Source organism: Corallococcus sp. CA049B (assembly GCF_003611685.1).
Lineage (GTDB): Bacteria > Myxococcota > Myxococcia > Myxococcales > Myxococcaceae > Corallococcus > Corallococcus coralloides.
Window position 1 is genome coordinate 1 of sequence record NZ_RAWC01000148.1, and the last position, 21,810, is coordinate 21,810.

General features: G+C 67.9%; 23 protein-coding genes and 1 tRNA gene. 16 read left to right on the top strand and 8 right to left on the bottom strand.

From position 1 onward, the window contains the following. Positions 1-193: 193 nt before the first annotated feature. The gene (locus D7W82_RS26790) at positions 194-1,222 is read right to left on the bottom strand and encodes an outer membrane protein assembly factor BamE (protein WP_120621064.1); all 1,029 of its coding nucleotides are present in this window, start codon (positions 1,220-1,222) and stop codon (positions 194-196) included. A gap of 86 nt (positions 1,223-1,308) precedes the next feature. Beyond that, positions 1,309-1,917 carry an isochorismatase family cysteine hydrolase gene (locus tag D7W82_RS26795; protein ID WP_120621080.1) on the bottom strand — a complete coding sequence of 203 codons (609 nt, stop codon included), beginning with the start codon at positions 1,915-1,917 and terminating at the stop codon, positions 1,309-1,311. Positions 1,918-2,045: 128 nt separating this feature from the next. Here D7W82_RS26795 and D7W82_RS40645 point away from each other — a divergent pair, with 128 nt between their 5' ends. Next, on the top strand, positions 2,046-2,183 hold the full coding sequence (locus D7W82_RS40645; RefSeq protein ID WP_158617733.1) for a hypothetical protein: 138 nt from the start codon (positions 2,046-2,048) through the stop codon (positions 2,181-2,183). A 41-nt stretch (positions 2,184-2,224) separates the two neighbouring features. Beyond that, a complete protein-coding gene (locus tag D7W82_RS26800) occupies positions 2,225-3,031 on the top strand; it encodes a hypothetical protein (protein WP_120621065.1) in 807 nt (268 codons plus the stop codon). 4 nt (positions 3,032-3,035) lie between these two features. On the opposite strand, the gene D7W82_RS26805 is transcribed toward D7W82_RS26800, so the two are convergent. Next, the gene (locus D7W82_RS26805) at positions 3,036-4,127 is read right to left on the bottom strand and encodes a vWA domain-containing protein (protein WP_120567257.1); all 1,092 of its coding nucleotides are present in this window, start codon (positions 4,125-4,127) and stop codon (positions 3,036-3,038) included. 187 nt (positions 4,128-4,314) lie between these two features. Here D7W82_RS26805 and D7W82_RS26810 point away from each other — a divergent pair, with 187 nt between their 5' ends. The 9 genes from D7W82_RS26810 (at position 4,315) to D7W82_RS26865 (ending at position 13,270) form a co-directional block, all read left to right on the top strand. After that, positions 4,315-5,553: a styrene monooxygenase/indole monooxygenase family protein gene (locus tag D7W82_RS26810; protein ID WP_120621066.1), complete on the top strand. Its 1,239-nt coding sequence runs from the start codon at positions 4,315-4,317 to the stop codon at positions 5,551-5,553. Between the two features lie 90 nt (positions 5,554-5,643). Further along, on the top strand, positions 5,644-7,644 hold the full coding sequence (locus tag D7W82_RS41070; RefSeq protein ID WP_199727833.1) for an AHH domain-containing protein: 2,001 nt from the start codon (positions 5,644-5,646) through the stop codon (positions 7,642-7,644). Then, positions 7,641-8,282: a hypothetical protein gene (locus D7W82_RS41075; RefSeq protein ID WP_171426812.1), complete on the top strand. Its 642-nt coding sequence runs from the start codon at positions 7,641-7,643 to the stop codon at positions 8,280-8,282. The genes D7W82_RS41070 and D7W82_RS41075 overlap by 4 nt, the downstream gene beginning before the upstream one ends. Positions 8,283-8,357: 75 nt before the next feature. Then, entirely contained in the window at positions 8,358-8,759 is a 402-nt protein-coding gene (locus D7W82_RS26835; RefSeq protein ID WP_120621067.1) for a hypothetical protein, read from the top strand. Continuing rightward, positions 8,756-9,541 (top strand): hypothetical protein, encoded by a 786-nt coding sequence (locus D7W82_RS26840; protein WP_120621068.1) that lies wholly within the window; start codon positions 8,756-8,758, stop codon positions 9,539-9,541. The genes D7W82_RS26835 and D7W82_RS26840 overlap by 4 nt, the downstream gene beginning before the upstream one ends. Before the next feature lie 69 nt (positions 9,542-9,610). After that, on the top strand, positions 9,611-10,240 hold the full coding sequence (locus D7W82_RS26845; protein ID WP_120621069.1) for a hypothetical protein: 630 nt from the start codon (positions 9,611-9,613) through the stop codon (positions 10,238-10,240). A 391-nt stretch (positions 10,241-10,631) separates the two neighbouring features. Next, positions 10,632-10,706 (top strand) — tRNA-Met (locus tag D7W82_RS26855). A gap of 308 nt (positions 10,707-11,014) precedes the next feature. After that, positions 11,015-12,772: an SH3 domain-containing protein gene (locus D7W82_RS26860; RefSeq protein WP_233587951.1), complete on the top strand. Its 1,758-nt coding sequence runs from the start codon at positions 11,015-11,017 to the stop codon at positions 12,770-12,772. An 18-nt stretch (positions 12,773-12,790) separates the two neighbouring features. Then, positions 12,791-13,270 carry a hypothetical protein gene (locus D7W82_RS26865; RefSeq protein WP_233587952.1) on the top strand — a complete coding sequence of 160 codons (480 nt, stop codon included), beginning with the start codon at positions 12,791-12,793 and terminating at the stop codon, positions 13,268-13,270. Between the two features lie 34 nt (positions 13,271-13,304). Here the strand turns inward: D7W82_RS26865 and D7W82_RS26870 are convergent, their stop codons facing one another. Beyond that, positions 13,305-13,706 carry a hypothetical protein gene (locus D7W82_RS26870; protein ID WP_120621070.1) on the bottom strand — a complete coding sequence of 134 codons (402 nt, stop codon included), beginning with the start codon at positions 13,704-13,706 and terminating at the stop codon, positions 13,305-13,307. 57 nt (positions 13,707-13,763) lie between these two features. Beyond that, on the bottom strand, positions 13,764-15,242 hold the full coding sequence (locus D7W82_RS26875) for a hypothetical protein (RefSeq protein ID WP_120621071.1): 1,479 nt from the start codon (positions 15,240-15,242) through the stop codon (positions 13,764-13,766). Positions 15,243-15,318: 76 nt separating this feature from the next. On the opposite strand from D7W82_RS26875, the gene D7W82_RS26880 reads away from it, so the two are divergent. Both D7W82_RS26880 and D7W82_RS26885 read left to right on the top strand, forming a co-directional pair. Next, positions 15,319-15,978, top strand: a complete 660-nt coding sequence (locus tag D7W82_RS26880; protein ID WP_120621072.1) for a MarR family winged helix-turn-helix transcriptional regulator — start codon at positions 15,319-15,321, stop codon at positions 15,976-15,978. A 95-nt stretch (positions 15,979-16,073) separates the two neighbouring features. Beyond that, entirely contained in the window at positions 16,074-16,661 is a 588-nt protein-coding gene (locus tag D7W82_RS26885; RefSeq protein ID WP_120621073.1) for a protoglobin domain-containing protein, read from the top strand. 299 nt (positions 16,662-16,960) lie between these two features. Here D7W82_RS26885 and D7W82_RS41080 read toward each other — a convergent pair whose 3' ends face one another. After that, a complete protein-coding gene (locus D7W82_RS41080) occupies positions 16,961-18,253 on the bottom strand; it encodes a collagen-like protein (protein WP_147439554.1) in 1,293 nt (430 codons plus the stop codon). Positions 18,254-18,331: 78 nt separating this feature from the next. Continuing rightward, positions 18,332-18,883: a hypothetical protein gene (locus D7W82_RS26900; RefSeq protein WP_120621075.1), complete on the bottom strand. Its 552-nt coding sequence runs from the start codon at positions 18,881-18,883 to the stop codon at positions 18,332-18,334. A 177-nt stretch (positions 18,884-19,060) separates the two neighbouring features. Between D7W82_RS26900 and D7W82_RS26905 the strand changes: the two genes are divergently transcribed. The 3 genes from D7W82_RS26905 to D7W82_RS26915 all read left to right on the top strand — a co-directional run bounded on the left by D7W82_RS26905 (position 19,061) and on the right by D7W82_RS26915 (position 21,243). Beyond that, a complete protein-coding gene (locus D7W82_RS26905; protein WP_120621076.1) occupies positions 19,061-19,960 on the top strand; it encodes an aspartyl/asparaginyl beta-hydroxylase domain-containing protein in 900 nt (299 codons plus the stop codon). Positions 19,961-20,099: 139 nt separating this feature from the next. After that, a complete protein-coding gene (locus D7W82_RS26910; protein WP_120621077.1) occupies positions 20,100-20,345 on the top strand; it encodes a DUF72 domain-containing protein in 246 nt (81 codons plus the stop codon). 16 nt (positions 20,346-20,361) lie between these two features. Next, positions 20,362-21,243, top strand: coding sequence for an ADP-ribosylglycohydrolase family protein (locus D7W82_RS26915; protein ID WP_199727835.1), 882 nt, complete (start codon positions 20,362-20,364; stop codon positions 21,241-21,243). Between the two features lie 12 nt (positions 21,244-21,255). Here the strand turns inward: D7W82_RS26915 and rnhA are convergent, their stop codons facing one another. Further along, positions 21,256-21,723, bottom strand: a complete 468-nt coding sequence (rnhA, locus tag D7W82_RS26920) for a ribonuclease HI (RefSeq protein ID WP_120621079.1) — start codon at positions 21,721-21,723, stop codon at positions 21,256-21,258. Between the last annotated feature and the right edge of the window lie 87 nt (positions 21,724-21,810).

A 21,810-nucleotide genomic window follows, 5' to 3' on the forward strand; every position in this document is an offset into this window, starting at 1 on the left:
GGGCGCGGTGGGTGGTGCCGCGACCAGCGTGCTGTCCCTGGCCCAGCCCCCGATGCAGGACCCCACGGCCGGCATGAGCCAGGCCCCGACCCTGTAGTCGTCCGCCGCGAAGCTGACGCGTTGATGAAAAAAGGCGTGACGGCGATGAGCCGTCACGCCTTTTCCGTGTCGTCACGGACTTCCAGCCGCCGCGCTACTCGATGGCGGCGACCTTGTCGTCCTTGCCGAACTTCACCCGCACCTTGGACGTCTTCGACTTCCAGTAGGTCCAGGTGCTGGAGTGGAACGACGGCGTCTCATGCGCGGGCGGCGGGCCCCACGCCATGCGCACGGCCTCGCGGCTCATGCCGGGCTCCACCTCCGACGCGGAGACCTTCTTGCGGTCCTCCACCGACAGCGCCTCCAGCTTCGCGGCCTGGTCCTCCGGCGCGAACGAGGCCTGGAACAGCTTCCAGGTCTCCGAACCCGAGCGCGCGTCGTTCGTGAACTCGAGCTCCGCGCCCGTGTCCACGACCTTGAACTTCACGGAGGACGAGCCCTTGTCCAGCACCTCCACCTTCGCGTTGAACGGGATGATGGGGCCCTTGAGGTAGTTCACCCAGGACACGGTCCCGTCCTCGAAGTGGAGGTTCGCGGTCGCGTAGTAGGCCTTCTCCACCACGGGCGCGGGCGCGGGAGCGGCCACGGGCTCGTTGCTCAGCCGCACGACCTTGTCATCCGGGCCGAACTCGACCTCGAACGTGGAGAGCTTCGAGCTCCAGTACGTCCAGCGGTTGCCCTGGAGCGACGGCGTGCGGTGCGGCGGCGGCGGACCCGCCGTCAGCAGCACGGCCTCGCGCGACATGCCCCGGGCCAGCTCTCCGGCGCGGACCTGCTTCTGGTCCTCGGGCGTCAGCGCGGCGATGCGCGGGGCCGGGTCCTGCTCGGCGAAGAAGCCGGCGAACAGCACGTTGATGGGCTTGCCCAGGCTCCGGTGCGTCACGAACCGGAACTCAGCGCCGGACTCGATGACCTTGCAGCGAATCTCGTCGCTGTCCCGCTCGATGACCGCGACCTTCGCCCCCACGGGGATGGCCACGCCCTTGCCGCGGTAGTTCACCGCGGAGAGCTGGTTCTTGTTCAGCAGGAAGTTGGCCTGGGCGTACAGCACCTCGGCCTGGGCACTCATCGCCGTCAGCAACCCCAGCGCGAACACGGCGCTGAGGACATTCTTTCGATACACGCGAAAACCCCCTCGGGTAGGCAGCGGCGTGCTTGTAGTGGTGTCGCACGCACTGCCGCAAGGGGGTTCGCGCCACCCGCCCGGCCCTACGCCCCCAGCATGCCAATCACTTCCGACGACGGCATGGGGCGCGAGAACATGGGGAAGTCATACTTGAGCGCGTTGCGGTGCTCCTCTGCGGAGGTGGCGGCGGCGCAGTCCGTGAGGGTGATGACGTTGTAGCCGTGCTCGTACGCGGTGCGCATGGTCGACTCGACACAGCAGTTGGTGAGGAAGCCGCCCATCACCACCGTCTTGATGCCCTTGCTGCGCAGGATGAAGTCCAGGTTGGTGCTGGCGAAGGTGTCCAGGCCGCGCTTGCCTTCCACCACGATGTCGCCCTTCTGCGGCGCCAGCGCGTCGATGATCTGCGCGCCCCAGCTGCCCTTCACGAACGCCTTCCCGTCCACCACGCCCTTCAGGATGCCGTAGGGGTGCCGGGTCAGCTCGCCGTACCCTTCCGCGAAGGTGATGGGCGCGTGCATCACCGTCACGCCCTTCGCCCGCGCGGCCTTCACCACCGCGAGGGTGTTCTCCAGCATCTTCGTTTCCGCCATCACGCCCTTCACGGCCGGGTGCAGCACCCCACCTTCGGTGGCGAACTCGTTCTGGTACTCGATCAACAGCACGGCGGTGGTTGAAGGGTCGAGCGACATGGCGGACTCCGGGGTGAAGGGCCGGACCATTCCGGACGGTCCAGCCTGTTTGTCAGCCGTTCAGCGGGGCCGTCAAGCCATGCCTACCCACCAGGTTTCCGAGGGCCCAGGGGTTGATTCCTGACATCGTGGTCCCCCTCAAGACACCCAGCCTCGGGAACAAGGACCTGGTGCCACGGGTCCGGCAGCTCACCTTCATCGCGCCCATCGTGAAGCTCCTCCTCCTCCTGCGCGAGCTGCTCCTGGCTCCCAGACGCCTCATGTAATCATCGGGAAGGCCGGCGCCCCGCGCGCCCGGGAGGAACGAATGCCGAAGAAGAAAAAGAAGACAGGCGTGGGCCAGGCCGGCGGCGTGGACTGGATGGCGGGCCTGGGCCCGGACTACGACAAGGCCTATGAGAAGGGTCTCCGCAAGGCCGCGGAGCGCCTCACGGACACCGTGGCCTTCGGCGGTACCGATACGCCCCGCGGCTACAACAAGACGTACTGGAAGACAGGCAAGGACCGCGACGGCGACGAGATCCTCATCCTCCACTTCGGCACCCCCGCGGCCGCGGTCCTCGACATCCTCAATTCCCCCAAGAGGTGGACGCTGGACTGCATCGAGTTCATCCAGGTCCTGCGGTGGTGCGCGCAGTACCACGCACTGGGGCAGGAGGCCTTCAACAAGCTCGGCGGCATCAACAGCTTCAAGCTGTCCTATCACGAGACCACCGGCCTGCGCGGCCGTCAGCTCTACCTGCGCTCACGCAAGCGCGATGCCTTCGACTGCGTCGACGCGATGACGAACCGCAAGACGCCCTCCGGCGTCATCCTGTCCACCACCGCGCAGGAGGACGAGTTCCTCAAGTCCGTTCCCATTGGCTCGCGCGTGATGTGGTCCGACAGCCACCCGGACGCGGCGGACACCGACTTCGAGAACGAGAACACGCTCAAGATCGGCCCCGACGAGTACGTCGCCCACCCGTTCGGAATCCTCTCCGCGCAGGAACTGCGCGAGGAGATGGCGACCCCGGAGGACGAGGACGAGGACGACCTGGATGAGGCGAAGCGGGACGCCTACATCCGCCGCAATCTCTTCATCAAGGAGATTGAATGGTACGCCCGCTCGTGAGCACTCAGGCCGCGGCGCGAGCGCCGTCCCAGTCCTCCACCTCGTAGAGGAACTTCGTGCCGCCCTTGAGCTTGCGGTTGGCGGACGTGCTCTGGACGAAGACGACGTACTTCTCCAGGCTCGCGGGCCGGATGCGCACCGTCTCCCCGGGCGGCAGGCCGAGCATCTCCCGCGCGCGCTCGCCGCTGTAGAGGTCGCCGGACTTGCGGTCCATCAGCACCACCTCCTTGCGGCCCTGGATGGTCTCCGTCTTGGTGAACTCGTAGAAGCCGCGACCCGTCTTGAAGCCCAGGCCGTTCTCCGTCACGAACTCCTTGATGGCGCTGTCCGCCTCCACCTCCAGCACCTGGAAGCGCCCCGGAGACACCGCGCGCAGGTCCGTCTCACCGAAGAGCGTGGACGCGGCCCGCTTGAGCATCGTGTTGAACATCGCGTTCAGGCCGCGGTTCATGCGGCCCTCGCGGGACACCTCCGCTTCGTATGCCTGGAGCTGCGCGTCCGAGGACTGCTTGTAGCAGACGGCCAGCAGCATGTCGGTGACGTGTGAGAACTGATCCAGGCTCAGGTGGAAGCCGCCCGACTTCTCCGCCAGCTCCTTGTAGAACGACGTCGCGTGGCGGCGGTTCAGCGCCTGGACGCCATACACCGGCACGCCCTGCTCCCCCAGCGCGGCCACTTCCTTGCGCCAGTCCAGTTTCTTGGGGTTGTGCTGGGGCGGGTGCGGCACGTCGTCGCCAATGAGCACGAACGCCTTCGTGTAGCCCTCCGTCCAGGACAGGCTCCGGGCCTCGTGCAGCACCAGCTCGTAGCACTCCGGCGCATCACCGCCGCCCGTCTGCTCCACCTTCTCCACGAAGCGGGTGATGGCCTTCGCGTCGTCCGTGAGGTCCAACGCCTTGGTCACGTACGTGGACTTCGCGTCACAGTAGTCGCCGTGCGCGATGATGCCGATGCGGATGCCCGGAATCTCCTTCGTCAGCCGGGCCACGGCGGCCCCCAGCTTCTTCCGCACCTGCGCGAGACACGGATACATGCTGCCCGTGGTGTCAAAGCTGAAGACGACCTCGACGCGGTTATCAATCACAGACTTCGCCATGACGTGTTCCCCCTCGTGCGTTTCTCGCTGCGACAGGAGGAACAGTACTCGCGGGGTCTGACATGGAAGGCGGCTTCGGGGCGCCGGTTTCCGGGCGGCCTCGTACCTGCGTGCGTTGCCAGGACCGGGGGCTCGTTGCGTAGTGTCCTGGCAGGGCGTCACGCCCACGCATCACCCAGGGGGGACCATGAGGGACATCGGCATCATCGGAGCGGGCCAGGCGGGTCTGCAGCTCGGCTTTGGCCTGCTGGAGAAGGGCTACACGGTCACCGTCTACTCGGACCGCACGCCTGAACAGATTTTCAACGCCCGGCTCGCCGCGACCACCTACCTCTTCGGCCGCGCGTACCAGTACGAGCAGGAGCTGGGGCTCGACTTCTGGAAGGGCCCGGGGGAGTACGCCCGGGGCGGGGACCTGGACGTCTGCCCGGCGCCGGGCCAGCGGGCGCTCCGCGTCCAGGGGCGCATCCAGAATCCGGGCAAGTCCCTGGACCTGCGGGCGAAGTACTCCCGCTGGCTCGCGGAGTTCGAGCGGCGCGGCGGCACCGTGGTGGTGCGGGACGTGGACGTGGACGCGCTGGAGGTGCTCGCGACCGGGCATGACCTGGTGGTCGTGACGACGGGCCGCAACAGCTTCACCCGGCTGTTCGAACGGGACGCCGAGCGCAGCGTCCACACGCAGCCGCAGCGGAACCTGGCGGCAATGATTGTCACCGGCATGAAGCCGCTGCACGAGACGCCCTACCCCGCGCTCAAGTTCATCCTGACGGCGGGCCACGGCGAGTACTTCGCCATGCCGTACTTCGACCGCATCCGGGGCCCGCTGAACTGCCTGCTGCTGGAGGCCATCCCCGGCCAGGGGTTGGACCGCTTCGGCGGAGTGAGCACCGCGCGGGAGGCGATGGAGCGGATGAAACAGGTGCTGCGGGACTTCTCGCCGTGGGTGGCGGAGCGGCTGGAGGGCGCCTCCATCGTGGACGAGTCCTCCTGGCTCACGGGCGCGTTCACGCCCACGGTGCGCAAGCCGGTGGGTCGGTTGCCCTCGGGACGCACGGTGATGGGCATGGGGGATGTCGTCATGCTCAACGACCCCATCGCGGGCCAGGGGCTCAACAGCGCGTCGAAGCAGGCGCATGCGATGACCCAGGCCATCCTCGCGCATGGCGACCAGCCCTTCACGCCGGACTGGATGGAGCAGACCTTCGAGCACTTCTGGCGGACGGAGGGCCAGTTCATCACCGCGTTCACCAACATGCTGCTCCAGCCGCCTCCGCCGCACGTGCTGCGCTACCTGGGTGCCGCGTCGGCGGTGTCACCCCTGGCTGACACGTTCTTCGACAACTTCGGAGAGCCACAGCGCTTCTGGCCATGGATTGCCAGTCCCGACGAAACCGAGGCGCGCATCCAGCAGGCGGCCGCCGCGTAGCGGCTGTAAGTCTTTGTCATTCCCACCCGGCCGGTCCTTCACTCTCGGTCCGGGTGGCTGAATCCTGTCAGTCCCACGACGGGGGGGGACATGACGATTCAGTTCGGGTTCATCGACCAGGGTGATGGCGCCAACCTGCGGACGCTCCCCGCGGAGATGAAGGGCTCCACCTGCCTGACTCCGGCGCCCCTGCCTCCGGGCACGCGGGTGAGCGTCATCCGGGACCATGCCCAGGCGCCTGGCTGGTCCTACGTCTCCACCGTGGCGGGGGGATACCTCCTGCAGGGCTATGTGCAGGCCTTTCGCATCACGACCCAGCTGCCGGAGCCCGCGGCGACGCTCTACCAGGTCCGTCCAGGGGACCGCCTGGAGCCCATCGCCGCGCGCCTCTACCGGCAGGCCATCCAGCCGGGGCGGGACCTGCGCTTCTACGAGGAGGTCATTCATCACGTGAACGTGAAGAGTGGCCGCAAGGGGGTCCAGCACATCGACGGTGACGTGCGGCTGGTCGCGGGCGAGCGCATCTGGCTGGTGAGCATGGCCTTCGCCAACCAGCTCCAGGGAGTCGTGTCGAGCGGCTCCATCACCCACGAGGCGATGGCCCAGGCTCGCAAGGCCGCCCGGCACCTGGAGGACGTCCTCACCTCCGTGAGGCAGGCGGACCGGTACTTCGGAGACGTGACTGGCCAGTACGGCAAGGCCATCCTGGACAACTGGCTGGAGATCTCCGCGATGGTGGTGGGCTTCATCGCCGCGGAGGCGCTGTCCACCTTCCTGGCGGCGACGCCCACGGGGGTGGGACAGCTCGCGGCGGCGCTCATCCAGTTGGGTCTGGCGGCGTTCGGAGCGCATGGACTCATCGAGGCCGGAGGGGAGGCATTGAAGCACGCGCAGCTGTGGCTCACCCAGGCCTGGGAGGCCAATGGCTCACCGGAGAAGCTGAAGGAGGCCAGCAAGTCCTTCCTCCGGATGCTGGTGAGCATCGCGATGGCGGCGCTGGCGCTGTTGGGCGTGAAGACCAACGCGGGACGTGGGCTCAAGCTGATGACGTCCGTGAGAATCACCCCGCCCCGCATCTACATGATGGCGGCAGCGGGTCCCGGCGGTGCCTACGCGGGTGTCCCCGTGTACCAGCCGGGCTCCATCACCGCGGCTCCGTCTGTTCCGCTGCCGTTCAATCCCTGGGGCTCCGGCGCACCGTTGTTGTCGAAGGCTGTCAAAGAGGGAGGCGGGACGTCGAAGCCGGATCCCGAGCCCACCCTGACCGAACGCACGCTCAGCGACGCCGAACTGGAGAGGCTGCTGGAGAAGCTCCCCAACTGGGAGAAGCTCAAGGACTTCGTCGGACGCCGCATCCCGGCGGAGGGAACACCGGAGTTCAACGCGTTCAAGCGGGAGCTCCAGGCCGCGGGCTACCGCCTGGAGAAGTTGAGCTCGGAGTCCCAGCCCTTCCGGCTGCGCCGTCCAGATGGAAAGGCCCTGGGCGACGAGTATGGGGCGCTCACGGTGACCCAAGACGGGCTGGTGGTGCTCAAGGTCGGTAAGGGCACGCCCCGACTGAGTGTCTTCACCCGCTACCGGAAGAACTACCTGGACTGGGTAGAGAAGTCCCAAGGCCCAGCGGCGCGGGCGGCGGCGGAGGTCCGGCTCTCCGCGGGCCATCCCATGCACCACCTCATTCCCGACGCGCTCGCTCAGAACCATCCGCTGACCCGCATGGCCATGGAGCGACTCAAGGGCTACACGATTGACCGTGGGTCGAACATCCTCGACATGCCCTCCGGGCTCACCGTGGAGGGCCAGCTCATCCACTCGGGCAGCCACCCGCGCTACAGCGATTTCGCGCGTGCCCGGCTTGATCTCGCCTGGAAGAATCTGTCCAGGAAGGGCGCCCCCTCCAGTTGGACACCCAAGGTCATCGAGGAGGCCATCCTCAAGGTCGAGAACGAGCTTCGCCAGGCCATCGAATCCGGGAGCTTGAAGGAGCCGGCCATCAAGGTGATCCAGGAGCAGCGCGGCGGTAAGGTGCTCACGGGAAAGAAGCTGGCCTTGCTGGAGCTGCGCTCCCATGGGGAGTCACACACCACATGATGTATGCATTGTCGACGGATGTCTCTCACGCAAAAGAGAATGCAGATATCTACGACGCCCATCTCATCGAGTTCGACGGTTTCGAGGACGTGACGTTCTTCGACCCCGACATCAGCTATCAGCCCCAGCCGAGGGTCATTGAGTACTACGGCAACCTGGAGTGGATCGCCGGGCGCGACCACCTGTGCCCCACGCCCATGGGGTGGTTGCTGCTCTCCCGGCGCATGGTGCGCGTGCTCGACGAGGTGGGCCCGTTCCGCCACCGCCTCATCCCCACGGTCATCTACGCGGAACGCATCAAGCACCTCGTGTACAGCGGATACCCCCGGAGGAGGACCTGGTATCCGGTGACGGACCCTGCGCTGAAGAGCGAGGACTTCGTCATCCTCCAATTGCTGGATCGGACCGACTGCCTCGACCGGGAGCGCACCCTCGTGAAGGGCGTGCCCTTTGACCAGTGCGGAGAAGAACTCCTGGGCTATGACGACGCCGAGCCGCTCGTGCTCCGCCCGCCACCCGGAGGCTTCCCGCCCGTGTTCTTCGTCCCTGAGCTGGCTTTCTACTGCTTCACCGAGGAGGCGCGGCAGGCGTGTGAGCAGGCGGGGCTGAAGGGGCTGTGGTGGCACCCCCAGCCCTGACCCCGGACGCGCCCGGGGCTGGCTTTGGGCACGAGCCCGCCGCCATCTAGGATGACGTCCTCATGGGGACGCAACATGAGTGGTGAGGGCACGAAGCCCGTCGCGGCGGTGCTGGTGGGGCTGACGAACTTCCGGCTGGGCCGCATCCTGCTGTGGACCCTGACGGTGTTCCTGGGGCTCCTGGCGCTCGTGCCGGGCCGTGACAGTGGGCTCCTGTGGCACATGGCCGCTATTACGGGCTTGCTCGCGCTGATTGGAACCGGAACGGCGTGGTGGAAGGAACGCCAGAGCTCCCGGTCCGGCCCCATTCCGTGGCTGCTGTTCCGGCTGGCCTTGGGAGCCGTGCTCTTCGGCGCCGCCGCGCTCCTGATGTGGTGGCGGCGCAGGCGCGAGCTGAAGGCCAGCGCGCCTGTATCGCCGCCCTCCGCGGAGCAGGTGGACCGGTGGGCCACCGCCGAGTTGGAGCGCTCGTCATGAGCCACGCGGCCTTGAAGCAACGGGCCCCGGACACGGCGCCGCTCGATGCGCCTCCGCGTGAATCCATGGGAGGCATGACCCGCGCGGGCTTGCGGAGCCTCCTCGCCATGGTGCCCGCGCTGCTGGGCTCCGGTGTGTGGGGCGCGCTGAAGGGCTTCTTTCTCTTCGGGTGCTTCGGCCTGGTGCTGGCGGGCATCTTCGTGCTCGCGCCGCGTTGGACGGGCGCGGCTCCGACGCCCTCCTGGCTGAACTACCTGAGCTTCGTGCTCACACCCCTGCCCCTGGCCCTGGCCGGGGGCTACGTCTGGATGCTCCACGGGGTCAGCTCACGGCTCGCGAGCGAGGTCCGGGCGCGCGGGCTGATGGGCTATGCGTACGCCATCCTCAAGCCCGCGACGCTGCAGGTCGCCCGGCGGTTGCGCGGGGCCAGCACGCCCAACCGCGCGGAGCTCACCCGGGCCATCGAGGAGTCGGTGGCGGAGCGCATGCGGGAGCCCGAGGAGGAGCGCGAATCCGCGGCCTCCCGCGCCGGATGGCTGGAGGGTTTCCTCATGGACCAGTCCCGCCGGGTGCTGGGGCTCATCGCCTTGCGCGCGGTGCTGACGTCACCCGATATGCCTTCGGCGGTGCGGGAGCTGGAGATGTTGGCCATCGACCGGTTGGAGGGCGTGTTGGAGGAGACGCTGGAGGACCTGTTCTTCCTCCAGATGGTGCTCGCGCTCAGCGTGGGCGTCCTCGTCGCCACAATGCCCACGTTCCTGCTCCTCTTCCTGCCCCGCTAAAGCGGAGACCCGCCGGCCTCTGCTAGCCTCCTGCCGCCCCACCAGGGTGGGACAGGAGGCGACGCCGGGATGGACTCACTGGACGCGCGCATGGAGCGGCTGGAAGGCCGGCTCCGACGGTGGCAGGGCCTCACCCTCGCGGCCTTCGTGCTGGCCGGGGTGGGACTGGGAACCGCGGCCCTGCGTGACGAAGCGACGCAGTCACCTTCGGGAGAGCTGGTCGCCTCGCGGCTGGTGCTCAAGGACGCCAGCGGCCGCACGCGGGCGAGCCTGGATGCGAACCGCCATGGCGGCGCGGCGCTGGTGTTGAACGACAGCGAAGGCCGGCCCCGGGCACTGCTCGGTGTGGGCGAGGACGACTCGCCCCGCCTGCGCTTCTCCACGGCGGAAGGCGAGTCGCTGGCGGAGCTGATGGTGTTCTCCGACGAGGCCCCACGCCTGACGCTGTCCAAAGCCGGGGGCGCGGAGCTGTTCTCCGTGGGGCTCCAGGTGGACGGCTCGTCGCGGCTGGAGCTGGCCGACGTGACGGGACGGCCCCGCGCCATCCTGGGTGCGGATGAGGAGGGCTCACCGGGCCTGCTCCTGGTGGACCGCCGCGGCCAGCCGCGCGTGGAGCTGCGCGTGGGCAGCTCGGACGAAGCCAGCCTCGTGCTGGAAGGCCGCAACGGACAGGTGTTCCGAGCACCCGGCGTGCAGTGACGCCGCGTCGTCATTTCCGGGAGCCGGTGCACGTATCGGCTCGACCTGGGCCGGTATCTGAAGACGCTCGCGGACGTGGACAACGTCTGGTGCATCGAGAAGCGGAGCTGGCGGAAGCAGCTCTGTCAGGACGGATTTTCCGCTGCGTCCCTGCTCCCCGCGAAAGGAGTGTGATGCCCATGACGACGAGCGACAAGCCGAGCCCCACCGACATGGAGCCCACTCCCGACAGCATGGACCTGGCCATCGCCTCGTTCCACGGCTGTCCGCCCGGCACCTGACCCACGCCGCCATCCGGTAACACCGGGACGGGCATGGACAGAGGCCGGGCTCCCGAGGGGGGACCCGGCCTCGGTCATGTCCGGGTCCTCCCTCGAGGAATCCAACCCATCGGGATGTAGCTCAGCTGGTCAAGAGCGTGCGCCTCATACGCGCGAGGTCACTGGTTCGAATCCAGTCATCCCGACTTCACCTCCAAGGCAGCTCGCTCCGGAATGACCCAACCTGGCAGATACGCCGCGCTCAAAAACAAGCAGGCCGCGGGTTCGAATCCCACTACTTCCCAGAAGGGCTTCCGGCAAGGAACCTGGGGGATTCGAGACAAAATGCTGGGATGGAGGAAATGATGGGCGCCCGTCTTTTCTAACGCCGCCTTGGGGAGAGCGATGACACAGCAGCGGACCTTGCCCGGTCCTTCATTGTCATACTTCGCTCTCCGGCGGCACGACAAGGCGGCCAAAGATGCCAGGTGAGCCGTTTCTCACGGGTCGACTGGTGGCTCTCACGCCCCTTCATACGCCCAGCCCGCAGCGCCAGGCGCGCCAGCTTCCCAGTCAGGGCGTGTATGTCGGCGAGATCGGGATCGTCTCCTGGGATGGAACGCCTGCGCTCCGGTTGCGCTCCAGCCCGATGACGGGGAACAACATCATCGGAAGACTGGCCTTCAACACACACGTCCAGGTGGTGAGCCGCATTCCTGGCGGATGGCTGTATGTGTCCACCCGCGACGGTCGCAAGGGCTATGTCGCCGCCGAGTACATCTGGTCTTCCCCCGAGCACCCGCTCCCCGACCCCAACGCACTGCTTCAACGCGTCGCTCAGGGTAAATCAGGCTACGCCATTTCCATCGCCGGGCAGCACTACCATGACCTCGTGAAGTGGGGATCGGACCTGCGCTTCTATGTCACGGTCCTGGCTGCGGCGAACCGGCGTCCCATTCCTCCTTTCGTCGACGGATGGAAGTCGCTGCAATTCCAGGCAGGGGAGTTCATCTGGATTCCAAGCAGGAAGTTTGCCCAGGCCATGAAGGGCAAACTCAGCAGCGGCTCCTACAGCCATGAAGTGGCGGCTGCGCTGGGGATTGCAGGCACCCTTGAGAAGGTAGGCCAGCTCCAGGCGGATCTCCGCAAGGCCATCCGGTTGTCGACCGACTACATTCCCCAGGCGGTCGGGAAGCATGTCGAAAAGGCCCTCATCTCGGTCTTGACGGCGCTCCTTGAACTGGCAGTGGGCGCAATGCTGCTCCTCGCCATTTGCACGGCGATTGGCGCCGCGCTCGGGGCACTGGCGGGGGGTGTGGGGGCCGCCCCCGGAGCCGCTGCCGGTTTCGAGGTGGGGATGCTGCTCCTTGAGTGGCTGGGGCTGGGATTCCTCGTCAAGTGGGCCTCGGATTCCCTCCACCGTATCGGCAAGGCCTTCGCCACATTCTTCAAGAGCGTGTGGAATGCCAACGGCAACCACAAGCAGCTCGACAAGGCAGCTCACGAGCTTGCCGAGGCGATCGGCACGCTCGCTGGCGTGATTGTCGAGGTGCTGGTGATGTGGGCGTCGGCCAAGGGCGCTGAGGCCGCGCTCGCAGCGCTCAAGGGCACCCCGGTGGAGAGTGCGTTTGGTGTAAGCCGCCTGGGGTCATGGCTGCGGGAGCGGACGAACAACTACCGCGAGGGCAAGTCTCCTCTCGAGAACGCGGAAGCCGCGAAGAGGAAGAAGGCCGAGGCCGCGAAGGCCAAGGAGTTGGGGGGTTGGCCGCCCAAACTCCCCGAAGGCAAGAAACCCAAGGTGGGTGCCAAGGGAGCCGCTGAATGGCGTTACGAGCGGTATCGCTATCAGCAGTACAAGAAGGGGAAGACCCAGAAGGAGATTCTCGACTTCGAGGCCTACAAGGCACGTCACTACAAGGTCGCCGCCGAAGGTGGACGTCCAGGGCGCAGTGGAGGTGCCCACCAGGTCCAGACCCGCCGGCTGCTCGAGAGAGAGGGCTTCGAGAATACCGAGACCACCGCGCTGAATGGCAAGTATGTCGACCTCACCAGGCCCAACAAGAACGGCGGGACGGATTTCGTGGAGGTGGATGCGATGCTCAAGAAAGGCATTCCCATCAAACGCCTTCGAGACAAGCTCAAGATTGAACTGGACGGCTTGAAGAAAGGGGACAGGCTCATCTACGTCGACAAGCTGGACCCCGGGAAGCGTATCCTCTACGAATACGGTGAAAGCCCCAGCGTCGTTGACGTCAGGACCTGGGAAGACTGAGACAACACGAGGACACGCTTGTTCATCCACATCTTCTGCCAGGCGGACAAACCACTCCGCTCTCAAGAAATCGCCCACTTCATCGAGGAAGGAGCCTACTTTGAGAGTCCTCCGCGGCTCACCGTGGCCCCCTCATCCTCGCAAGCGGGCGACACGCCGTGGACGGAATTGAAGATCGAATACCAGGCGCGCAAGCGCCCTGTCCTCCTCCACCGCGAGGACAATGCGAAGGAGTTCGCGGAAGACAAGCAGGAAGCCATTGAGGAGCTCCAGCACGCGGCGCTGGCCAAGAAGCACTCGGCGTTGATTTCACGGCTCGAGGACACCCGGCAACTCATCGTGTTTGAGATCGACTCCGAAGGTGCGACTGAGGATTGCTGGGAGATGGTCGACAATCTGGAGGGCTGGATCGCGCGCGAGTGGAAGGGCCTCATCTACGTCGCGGGCGAGGGCTTCTACGATGCCGATCTGAAACCCCTCTGCAAGCTGGCGGGCTGAGCCGTCAGACCCGACGTCCAGTGAACGCGGCGGACTACTCGAGTTGAAGGCCGCAGTCGCTGCAGGCGCCCGCCACCAGCGGGGCGGCCGTTCCACAGGCTGGGCAGGGAGGCTCTCCCTCCTCCTCGGTGGCGTCTGATGGGGCGGCGGGCACAAGGCGGGGAGTCGCCCCCTCTGGCACCAGACCCTCGCGGCGCACCGACTCCAGCCACCCCTGCTGGAGCAGGGCGGCCACCCGGGGCCCATCCTCGGGCCGCACCAGCACCTGGAACTTCGGAGAGCAGCCGACCTTGCCGCACGCCTCACGGTGGACGAGGGCGGGGACGTCCGCGTCCAGGAAGCCCTCCACCATCCTCCGGGCGTCCGCGAGGGACAGCTCCGCGCACGGCACCAGCTCCGCGTCCGCCAAGGTTCTCTGCACTTCGTCTGGGGTCATGACGGCCGTGATTGGACCTCGGATGTGCCCCCTCCGTCCACCGCCCCTGGAACCGCCTCACGAACCGCAGCCGCGCGCATCCTTCCGCACGAAGACGCGGACCGGTCCCGGGTCCGCCACCTCTTCGAACCGGGCATCCCCTTGGAGCGTGTCGAGCAACGCCTCTCGTGAGGCCGCTCCCAGGAGGAGCGTGTCCACGCGCGGGGGAACGAGCACGACCTGCGCCCGCTCGTAGTGGTGCAGGAGGAAGCGGTCGTAGCCGTTGGGCACGAAGACGATGGAGCGGAAGTCCGTGGCCACCGCGCGCCAGGAAGCACAGGCCTGGACCTGGCGCTCGAAGGCCTGGCGGAAGTCTCCATCCACCGGAGGCATGGGGCGCAGCGGCGGAGACCCGATGGTCCGGTCGAAGCGCGCGACCTGGAGGAGCGCGAGCACGGCGAGCAGCAGCGCCGGCACCATCGCGGCCCAGGCAGGGACGCGCGTGAGCACGCCCTTCCACGCATCCGCGAGCCTCCCGAAGCCGGCCGCCGCGCACACGCCCAGCCCGGGCAGCAGGAAGGCGGAGTTGTAGAACCAGAGCAGCCGCTTGTCCGGCGCATCCGCCATGAAGAAGAAGGTGCCCGGAATCGTGCTGACCAGCGTGGCCGCAGGCGAGAGCAGCTGGAGCCACCAGAAGCTGCGCTGGAAGACCACCAGCCCGCTGGTGGCCACGTCGTGCACCACCCGGCCGGGGTCGCCCAGCGCGGTGAAGGCGACCTGCCCCCACGTGCTTCCGTAGTGCGACCAGAACCGCGTGCCCGAAGGCGTCCCGAGCGCTGGCAGCACCACCGCGACACAGAGCGCGAGGTAGCCCAACGCCAGCGCGGACACCCCGAGCGCCCTTCGCGTGAGCACCGCACGCGGCGGACGCGCCACGGCCGGCAGCAGCAGCAAGGCCGCCGACTGGAACGCGAGGAACAGGCCGCCATCCGGACGCACACCCAACGTGAGCAGCGCCGTGAGCACGACCCACCGCATCCGCGCGCCCCGCAGGAGCATCACGAGCACCGCCGTGGAGCCCAGCTGGAAGAACACCTCGAAGTGCGCGGAGAGCGCGACCGTCTTCACGAACGGATTGAGCGCCAGGTACAGCGTGAAGGCGACCGAGCCCCACGGCCTCCAGACGGCGGGGAGCAGTTCGTGCTCCTCGACCATGCGCTCGAAGAACCAGACCTGGAGCCCGACCGCCGCGTACAGCGCCACCAATCCCAACAGGATGAAGAGGAACTGCGAATCACCGAGCAGGAACAGCGGCGTGAGCAGCAGCAGCGTCGGGGTGAAGTGCACCGTGAGGTGGTTGAGGTCCGCGTCCGTCACCCAGAAGGGCCGGCCCCGGTGCACCGCGTTCGAGAACAGGTCGTTCAGGAGGGCGAGGTCGTGGAACGCGTACACCCCACCCCGGAAGGCGCTCCAGACGCAGACCACGGTGTAGACGAACAAGGCTCCGAGCACGAAGTGCCAGGCCCGGAACCGGCGGGTGAACGCGAAGGGATGCAAAGCGGGGCGACTCTGCCACACGAGCGCTCCGCCCGGTCGCCTTGACAACTTAGGAGTCCTAACTTAGATCAAGGGCATGACTGGGAAGCGACCGGGATACTTCGACGAGAACAGCGAACCCATCTCCGCGCGCATCGCGACAGGGCTCCACAAGATCGGGCTCGCGATGAAGCAGCAGTCGTGGCAGCAGGCGAATGGAGCGGGCCTGTCCGCGACGCAGGGACAGATTCTCGCCACGCTGGTCGCGAACGGGCCCCTCACCGGCAAGGAGTTGAGCGAGCGCCTCGGCGTGACGCTTCCCACCATCAGCGACTCCGTCCGCGTCCTCGTCGAGAAGGCGCTCGTGACCCGCTCCGCGGACCCGAGACACCCACGCGCCAGCCTCCTGACGCCCACGGCCACGGGCGCCTCACTCGGCGCCCGCGCGCGCTCGTGGCCCGAGTTCATGGCGGACGCGGTCGCGGACCTCTCCCCGGAGGAGCAGCGCGCGTTCTTCGCCGGCATCGTCAAGATGATCCGGATGCTCCAGGAGCAAGGGCTCGTTCCGACCACTGGCATGTGCGTGACCTGCACGCACTTCCGTCCAAATGTGCGCCCGGGCGCGTCTCCGCATCACTGCGCCTTCGTGGACGCGCCCCTGTCGAGCGAGCAACTGCGCCTCGACTGCCCGGAACACGAGCTCGCGGCGGAGTCGGCGCGACGCGAGGTCTGGGAGCAGTTCGTGCGTCGCGGCTGACGCCCCCGAGTCTCAAACACGAATGAAAACGGCTTTCCGCGGCCACTCCGGCCGACGGCAACGGCGGAGCTCTGCTCCGAGCAGGAGAAGACACAATGAGCAACATCCCCGGCTATACCCATGGCACCGCGTCCGTTTCGCGCTCGCCGGTCTCCCTCAATGACTTCGAACAGATGAAGGCCAGCGTCCTGTTCGGCGAAGAGGACGTGAAGGCCCTCCGCATGTCTCACGACATCGTGAGGGGGCGTGTCGAGGCCATCCTCGACGTCTGGTATGGGTTCGTCGGGAGCCAGCCGCACCTGCTCGCCTCGTTCAGCGGGAAGACAGACGGCAAGCCGCTGGGTGACTACCTCACCTCCGTCCGCAAGCGCTTCGGCCAGTGGATCCTCGATACGTCGAGCGCCCGGTACGACCAGGCCTGGCTCGACTACCAGCACGAGATCGGCCTGCGCCACCACCGGGTCGGGAAGAACAAGACCGACGGAGCCCCTTCGACGGACCTCGTGCCCTTCCGGAACCTGTTCGCGCTCATCTTCCCGGTCACCTTCACCCTGCGCCCCTTCCTGGCTGAGCAGGGCCACTCCGCGGAGGACGTGGAGAAGATGCATGCGGCGTGGGTCAAGTCGTGCCTGTTGCAGGTGACGCTCTGGGCCCACCCCTACGTCAAGGACGGGGACTTCTGATGACACCGCGCCCCGCACCGGGCGAAGGTGGCGACCCCATCCCGCGGACCATGAGGGCGTATGCCATGCAGGGAACGCCGACAACGGTCCTCATCGATGCACAGGGACGTCTTCGCCGGCAGGTCTTCGGCATGCACGACGACCTGTAGCTGGGCGCTGAACTGCAAACCCTGCTCCTCGAGGCCCAGACGGGACCCGCATCCGGGGTGCAGCGGCCTGCATCCCAGAAGGTCCCCGCTGCCTGTGACGACAGCGGCTGCAGGTAGGCGCGGAGTCACTGGCCGCGAGGGCGGGACTCGTCACAGACAGCTGGAGTCCACGGGCAGGGTGTCCTGCTGCACGGTCTTGAAGGTGAACAGGCACAAGGCGCTCGCGCCCTGCTCCATGAAGACCCCGCCGTAGAGGCTGGCGTGGCCCAGCCGCGCCGTGCTCCCCGCCTTGAGGTACACGGACGTTTCGTAGCCTTCGATGGAGGACTGGTCGATGCCCATGCGGACCCCGGGCGACGGAGCCGGGAAGTCCGCGTAGATGCCGAAGGACCCTCCCGTGCCGGTCCCCTTCAGGCGGCTGGAGCGCACGGACACGCCGGGCGTCTCCGCGTGCAGGGCCGCGGACAGCGTGGCGCCTCCGCTGAAGACCTCCGAGTCCACGAGGTCCACGCTCTGGGCCGCCGCCTCCACGCCGAAGCTCCGGGCGCCGTTGCTCGCGCTGGCGTCGATGAGCATGCGGCGCAGGAAGCCGAACTTTCCAGCCACACCTACGCCAATCACCAACTCCACCGCGCTCGTGGTGCCCTGGGCGACGGCCTTGGAGTCCTCCAACGTGATGCCCACCTGGTCGAACGCGAACCCCATCACCCGGCCCCGGTCAGACGTCGCCTGGGAATCGACGCGCGACAACCTGATGCTATTGGCGGACTGGTAATACACGCCAAAGGTGAGGGACTGGCCCGCGGACGCCTCCGCCCGGACTTCGCTCACCGCGAAGCCATCGCCGCCGTTGAAGATCGCCACCGACCGCGACCCACCGCCCGTGTTGATCACGGAGAGCAGGCGCAGCCCCGCGTTGGAGGCGCCCACCACCGAGCCATCCCCGGCCGTCGAGGACGTGATGCGAGACACGCCCACGCCGCTGCCCTCCAGGAACACGCCCCGCTTCAGCACCAGGCCCGTCGTCCCCAGGTCGTAGGTGCCGGCGCCGAGCTTCAGCACCCACGTCTGCGAACCGTCGGAAGGCACCGCGTCCACGGCGGCCCGGAGCGCGGCGCCGGACTCCAGCGCGGTGGCTTCCAGGGGGATGATCCGCACGCGCGCGGCCAGCAGCCCGTCCGTCCCGGAGCTGCCCGGCGCTCCCGCGGGCCCGGCCTCACCACGAGGCCCCTGCGCTCCCGCGGGCCCCGTTTCCCCTTGAGGCCCCTGCGCCCCCGCGGGCCCGGCCTCACCGCGAGGCCCCTGCGCTCCCGCGGGCCCTGATTCCCCCTGGAGCCCCTGCGGCCCTTGCGGCCCTTGCGGCCCCACGGTGCCCTCACCCTTGCAGGCGGACACGAGCAACACCCATGGCAACAGCGCACGGCGGACAGACGAAAGACGCAAGGACAGCTCCCCCTTCGGACTTGAAGGAGCCCAGTCTGTCCGCTCGCGCGGTGGCATTGGAATGGGTCCGCCGGAACCTCAGCCCATCCTGCAGACCTGGAAGCTCATGTCGTCGCAATACCAGCCCCGGCACTTCGCGCCCCGGATGAAGTAGTTCTCGGGGGCCTGATAGGGGGCGGTCTCGTCGGAGATCCAACCGGTCCAGTGGCAGTCCACCGCGGTGGGCCCGGTGATCTTCGTGCACTCCAGCGAGACGTTGTCGCAGTAACCGCCCGTGCAGGACACACCCGTCACCCAGGAGCCCGAGGGGCAGACGGTGGGCGTCGAGGTCTCCTCGGAGAACGCCGCCGTCCAAGCCTTGCTGCCAACCACGGCGCTGCTTGGAATGTCCCGGCAGCTCATCGACACGTTGTCGCAGCCGGTGCCACTACACCCCATCAAGTAGGCCACCATCCGGCTGGGGCAGTTGATGGGCGGCAGCTCCTCCGACGTGGTGCCCGCGGATTGCGTCGCCGCCTGCTCCACCTGCTCGATCCCAAACCCGGCTTCGGAATCCATCTCATCGGCGGGGCCGCAGGCCGGGGTCGTCAACAGGAGGGTCAGTGCCGCGAACAGGGACAGTCGCTTCATGGTGTGAAACCTCTCAATGGGTGGGCGTTGCCCTGCGGTTACGCCCGCGTCAGGAATTATTCCCATGGCGTGTCTTTGAACGGCCCAGCTCATTCCCATGCGGGGTCAGCGCCACCCCTGGACGCTGCGCGCGTCGCCGGGCTATGGCTTGCGCCTCCCCATCGGAGGCACCGCACCATGGTCGCGCAGACATCGCCCCAGGAAATCACCGCGCAGGTGCGCCAGCGCATCATCGACCTGGCCCGGCAGGGCGGCTACGTCGACGCGGTCCTGGGCGCGGGGCCGGAGCTGGACCGGCTGAAGCACTACCTGCGCATGCTCATGGGCCAGGTGCCCACACCGTCCCCCAGGCCCGAACAGTCCCCCACCATCTTCCCGCCGCTCCCCGGCCTGGATGAGCACCCGTGGCGCGACCCGCCGCCCCAGGCCGCGAAGGCGCTGGAGGGCTGCCTGGCCGCGGTGACGCGCGACCTGGAGCGGCTGGAGAACGCGGACCTGCTGCACTACGACTCCGGCATCGTCGGCACCGGCCACTGGTCCGTGCACCCCATCTACTTCGGCGGTGAGCGCACCGACCGCCTCTTCTGGCCACAGCTCGCCATGGAGGAGACGGCCGAGGTGGTGCGGGCGCTGGACGGCGAGTGCACCGACTTCCCGCTGGCGGACGTGCTGTTCTCATCACACGCGCCCGGCACCACGCTGACGCCGCACTGCTCATGGGACGGCTTCCGGATGCGGCTGCACCTGGGGCTCAAGGTGCCGGAGGGCTGCGGCATCCGCGTGGGCTCGGAGACGCGGCACTGGCAGCCGGGCCGCGTGCTCACCTTCCACGACTCCTTCGAGCACGAGACCTGGAACCGGGGCACCGAGCGCCGCGTGGTCCTTATCGCCGACTGCTGGCACCCCGGCCTCACCGTGCCCGAGCGCGAGGCCCTGCTCGGCCTCACGCGCAAGTTCGAGGTCCGCGCGATGCTCGCCCAGCTGCGCGTGCCGGAGACCCTGTCCGAGCCCCTCCTCGTCCGCTTCGCCGAACAGGAACGCACGGACGCCCAGGTGCGCCGCTTCTGGCGCGGGTGAGGGGGTCGGCTGTGCCGGCTGGAGCCTGTCGGGCGCGGTGGGTGAACACGCTGAGCCGCGCTTGCGCGACGCCCGCAGGCCGCTCGGGTGTTTGCTGGACGAGGCGGGCCACCTGGAAGCCAGGCTGGGATGACGGTGGGTGCAGTTGCCGCCCAGCCTCCAGCACGAGCATGAACCGGCCCGCGCGTTCTTCCAGTCCCTGCGGGAGCGGGTCGCGGTGGACGTCGTGTGCGAGCCCAGACACCGGACCTGGTTCACGGACGAGGCCCGGCAGGCGCTGGACGACGCACGCATCCGTTACGTGAGAGCGGTTCCGCCCTCGGTGGGCGCGGCCCTGCCGAATGCACTATCATTGATGCACCTCGATGCACGACGCCCGGAATGAACAAGCCACCGCACGGATGGCCCGTGCGCTCGTCTCGCTGGACGGCGTGTCCGTGGGAGATGCCTTTGGCGAGCGATTCTTCGGCCCGCATGAGCTCGTGCAGCCCTGGGTGGAGCAGCGGCTCCTTCCGCGAGCACCCTGGGGCTACACCGACGACACGGAGATGACGCTGTCCGTTGTCCAGGTGCTGGAGGACCACGGCCACGTCGACCCGGACGCGCTCGCGCACCTGTTCGCGAAGCGCTATCGCCGGGACAAGCACCGCGGCTACGGCGGGACCGCGCACGACATCCTGTGGAAGCTGGGGCTCGGCTTGCCCTGGCGTGAGGTGTCCTCGGAGGTCTTCGAGGGCCAGGGCTCCATGGGCAACGGCGCGGCCATGCGCGTGGCGCCCCTGGGGGCGTACTTCGCGGGAGACATGAGCAGGGTGGTGGCGGAAGCGCGCGCGTCGGCGGAGGTGACGCACATGCACCCGGAGGGACAGGCGGGTGCCATCGCCATCGCGGTCGCCGCAGCGTGGGCCTGCCAGTGGCCACGGTCGCGTGGCCCCGCGATGGAGCTCTTCGACACGGTGCTGGACTGCACGCCCGCCGGAGCCACGCGCCAGGGACTGGAGAAGGCACGCGCCTGGCCGCGGGACACCAGCCCCTCCTCGGCGGCGCGCACGCTGGGCAGCGGGCAGAAGGTCCTCGCCGAGGACACCGTGCCCTTCGCCGTGTGGTGCGCGGCGAGGCACCTCGAGTCCTTCGAGGAAGCCCTCTGGTGCACGGTGGCCGGCTTCGGAGACCGGGACACCACCTGCGCCATGGTGGGAGGAATCGTCGCCCTGAGCGCGGGGCGCGCCTCCATTCCCGCGCCATGGCTCTCCGCGCGGGAGCCCCTGCGCCGGCGGGTGTAGCGGAGCCAGTCCCTAGCGTCCGAGACGGGCCGCCAGCTCCAGCCGGGCCGCCACGGCCAGCGCATCCGCGCGGTTGTTCTCCACGTCATCCGAGTGGCCGCGCACCCAGTGCCACGTCACCTGATGAACGCGGACGGCCTCCAGCAGCTCGCGCCACAGGTCCGCGTTGGACACGGCCTTCTTGCCCGACGTGCGCCAGCCATTGCCCTGCCACGTGTCCAGCCACTTCTCCGCGAAGGCGTTGCACACGTACTTCGAGTCGGTGAACACCTGGACGCGGCACGGCGTCTTCAGGGCCTTCAGCGCGACGAGCGCCGCGGTCAACTCCATCCGGTTGTTGGTGGAGTCCGCCTCCGAGCCCTGGAGCTCCTTGCGGTAGCCCTTGCGTTCGGGAGCGATGAGGATGGAGCCCCAGCCTCCCAGGCCAGGGTTCGGCGAACAGGCGCCATCGCAGTAGATGTGCACGAGCGGGAGCGACATCGGACGCGCACCCTACTCCATCCGCGTCCGGCGTCCCCCGGCTAGAGTCCGGACCGTGAGCACCTTCCCCACCACCCTCCCCCACGT

Excerpts from the sequence above, each read along its gene's own strand:
- D7W82_RS26795 (WP_120621080.1), bottom strand. The coding sequence starts at position 1,917 with ATGTCGCTCGACCCTTCAACCACCGCCGTGCTGTTGATCGAGTACCAG.
- D7W82_RS26800 (WP_120621065.1), top strand. The coding sequence starts at position 2,225 with ATGCCGAAGAAGAAAAAGAAGACAGGCGTGGGCCAGGCCGGCGGCGTG.
- D7W82_RS26805 (WP_120567257.1), bottom strand. The coding sequence starts at position 4,127 with ATGGCGAAGTCTGTGATTGATAACCGCGTCGAGGTCGTCTTCAGCTTT.
- D7W82_RS26810 (WP_120621066.1), top strand. The coding sequence starts at position 4,315 with ATGAGGGACATCGGCATCATCGGAGCGGGCCAGGCGGGTCTGCAGCTC.
- D7W82_RS41070 (WP_199727833.1), top strand. The coding sequence starts at position 5,644 with ATGACGATTCAGTTCGGGTTCATCGACCAGGGTGATGGCGCCAACCTG.
- D7W82_RS41075 (WP_171426812.1), top strand. The coding sequence starts at position 7,641 with ATGATGTATGCATTGTCGACGGATGTCTCTCACGCAAAAGAGAATGCA.
- D7W82_RS26835 (WP_120621067.1), top strand. The coding sequence starts at position 8,358 with ATGAGTGGTGAGGGCACGAAGCCCGTCGCGGCGGTGCTGGTGGGGCTG.
- D7W82_RS26840 (WP_120621068.1), top strand. The coding sequence starts at position 8,756 with ATGAGCCACGCGGCCTTGAAGCAACGGGCCCCGGACACGGCGCCGCTC.
- D7W82_RS26845 (WP_120621069.1), top strand. The coding sequence starts at position 9,611 with ATGGACTCACTGGACGCGCGCATGGAGCGGCTGGAAGGCCGGCTCCGA.
- D7W82_RS26870 (WP_120621070.1), bottom strand. The coding sequence starts at position 13,706 with ATGACCCCAGACGAAGTGCAGAGAACCTTGGCGGACGCGGAGCTGGTG.
- D7W82_RS26880 (WP_120621072.1), top strand. The coding sequence starts at position 15,319 with ATGACTGGGAAGCGACCGGGATACTTCGACGAGAACAGCGAACCCATC.
- D7W82_RS26885 (WP_120621073.1), top strand. The coding sequence starts at position 16,074 with ATGAGCAACATCCCCGGCTATACCCATGGCACCGCGTCCGTTTCGCGC.
- D7W82_RS26900 (WP_120621075.1), bottom strand. The coding sequence starts at position 18,883 with ATGAAGCGACTGTCCCTGTTCGCGGCACTGACCCTCCTGTTGACGACC.
- D7W82_RS26905 (WP_120621076.1), top strand. The coding sequence starts at position 19,061 with ATGGTCGCGCAGACATCGCCCCAGGAAATCACCGCGCAGGTGCGCCAG.
- D7W82_RS26915 (WP_199727835.1), top strand. The coding sequence starts at position 20,362 with ATGGCCCGTGCGCTCGTCTCGCTGGACGGCGTGTCCGTGGGAGATGCC.
- rnhA (WP_120621079.1), bottom strand. The coding sequence starts at position 21,723 with ATGTCGCTCCCGCTCGTGCACATCTACTGCGATGGCGCCTGTTCGCCG.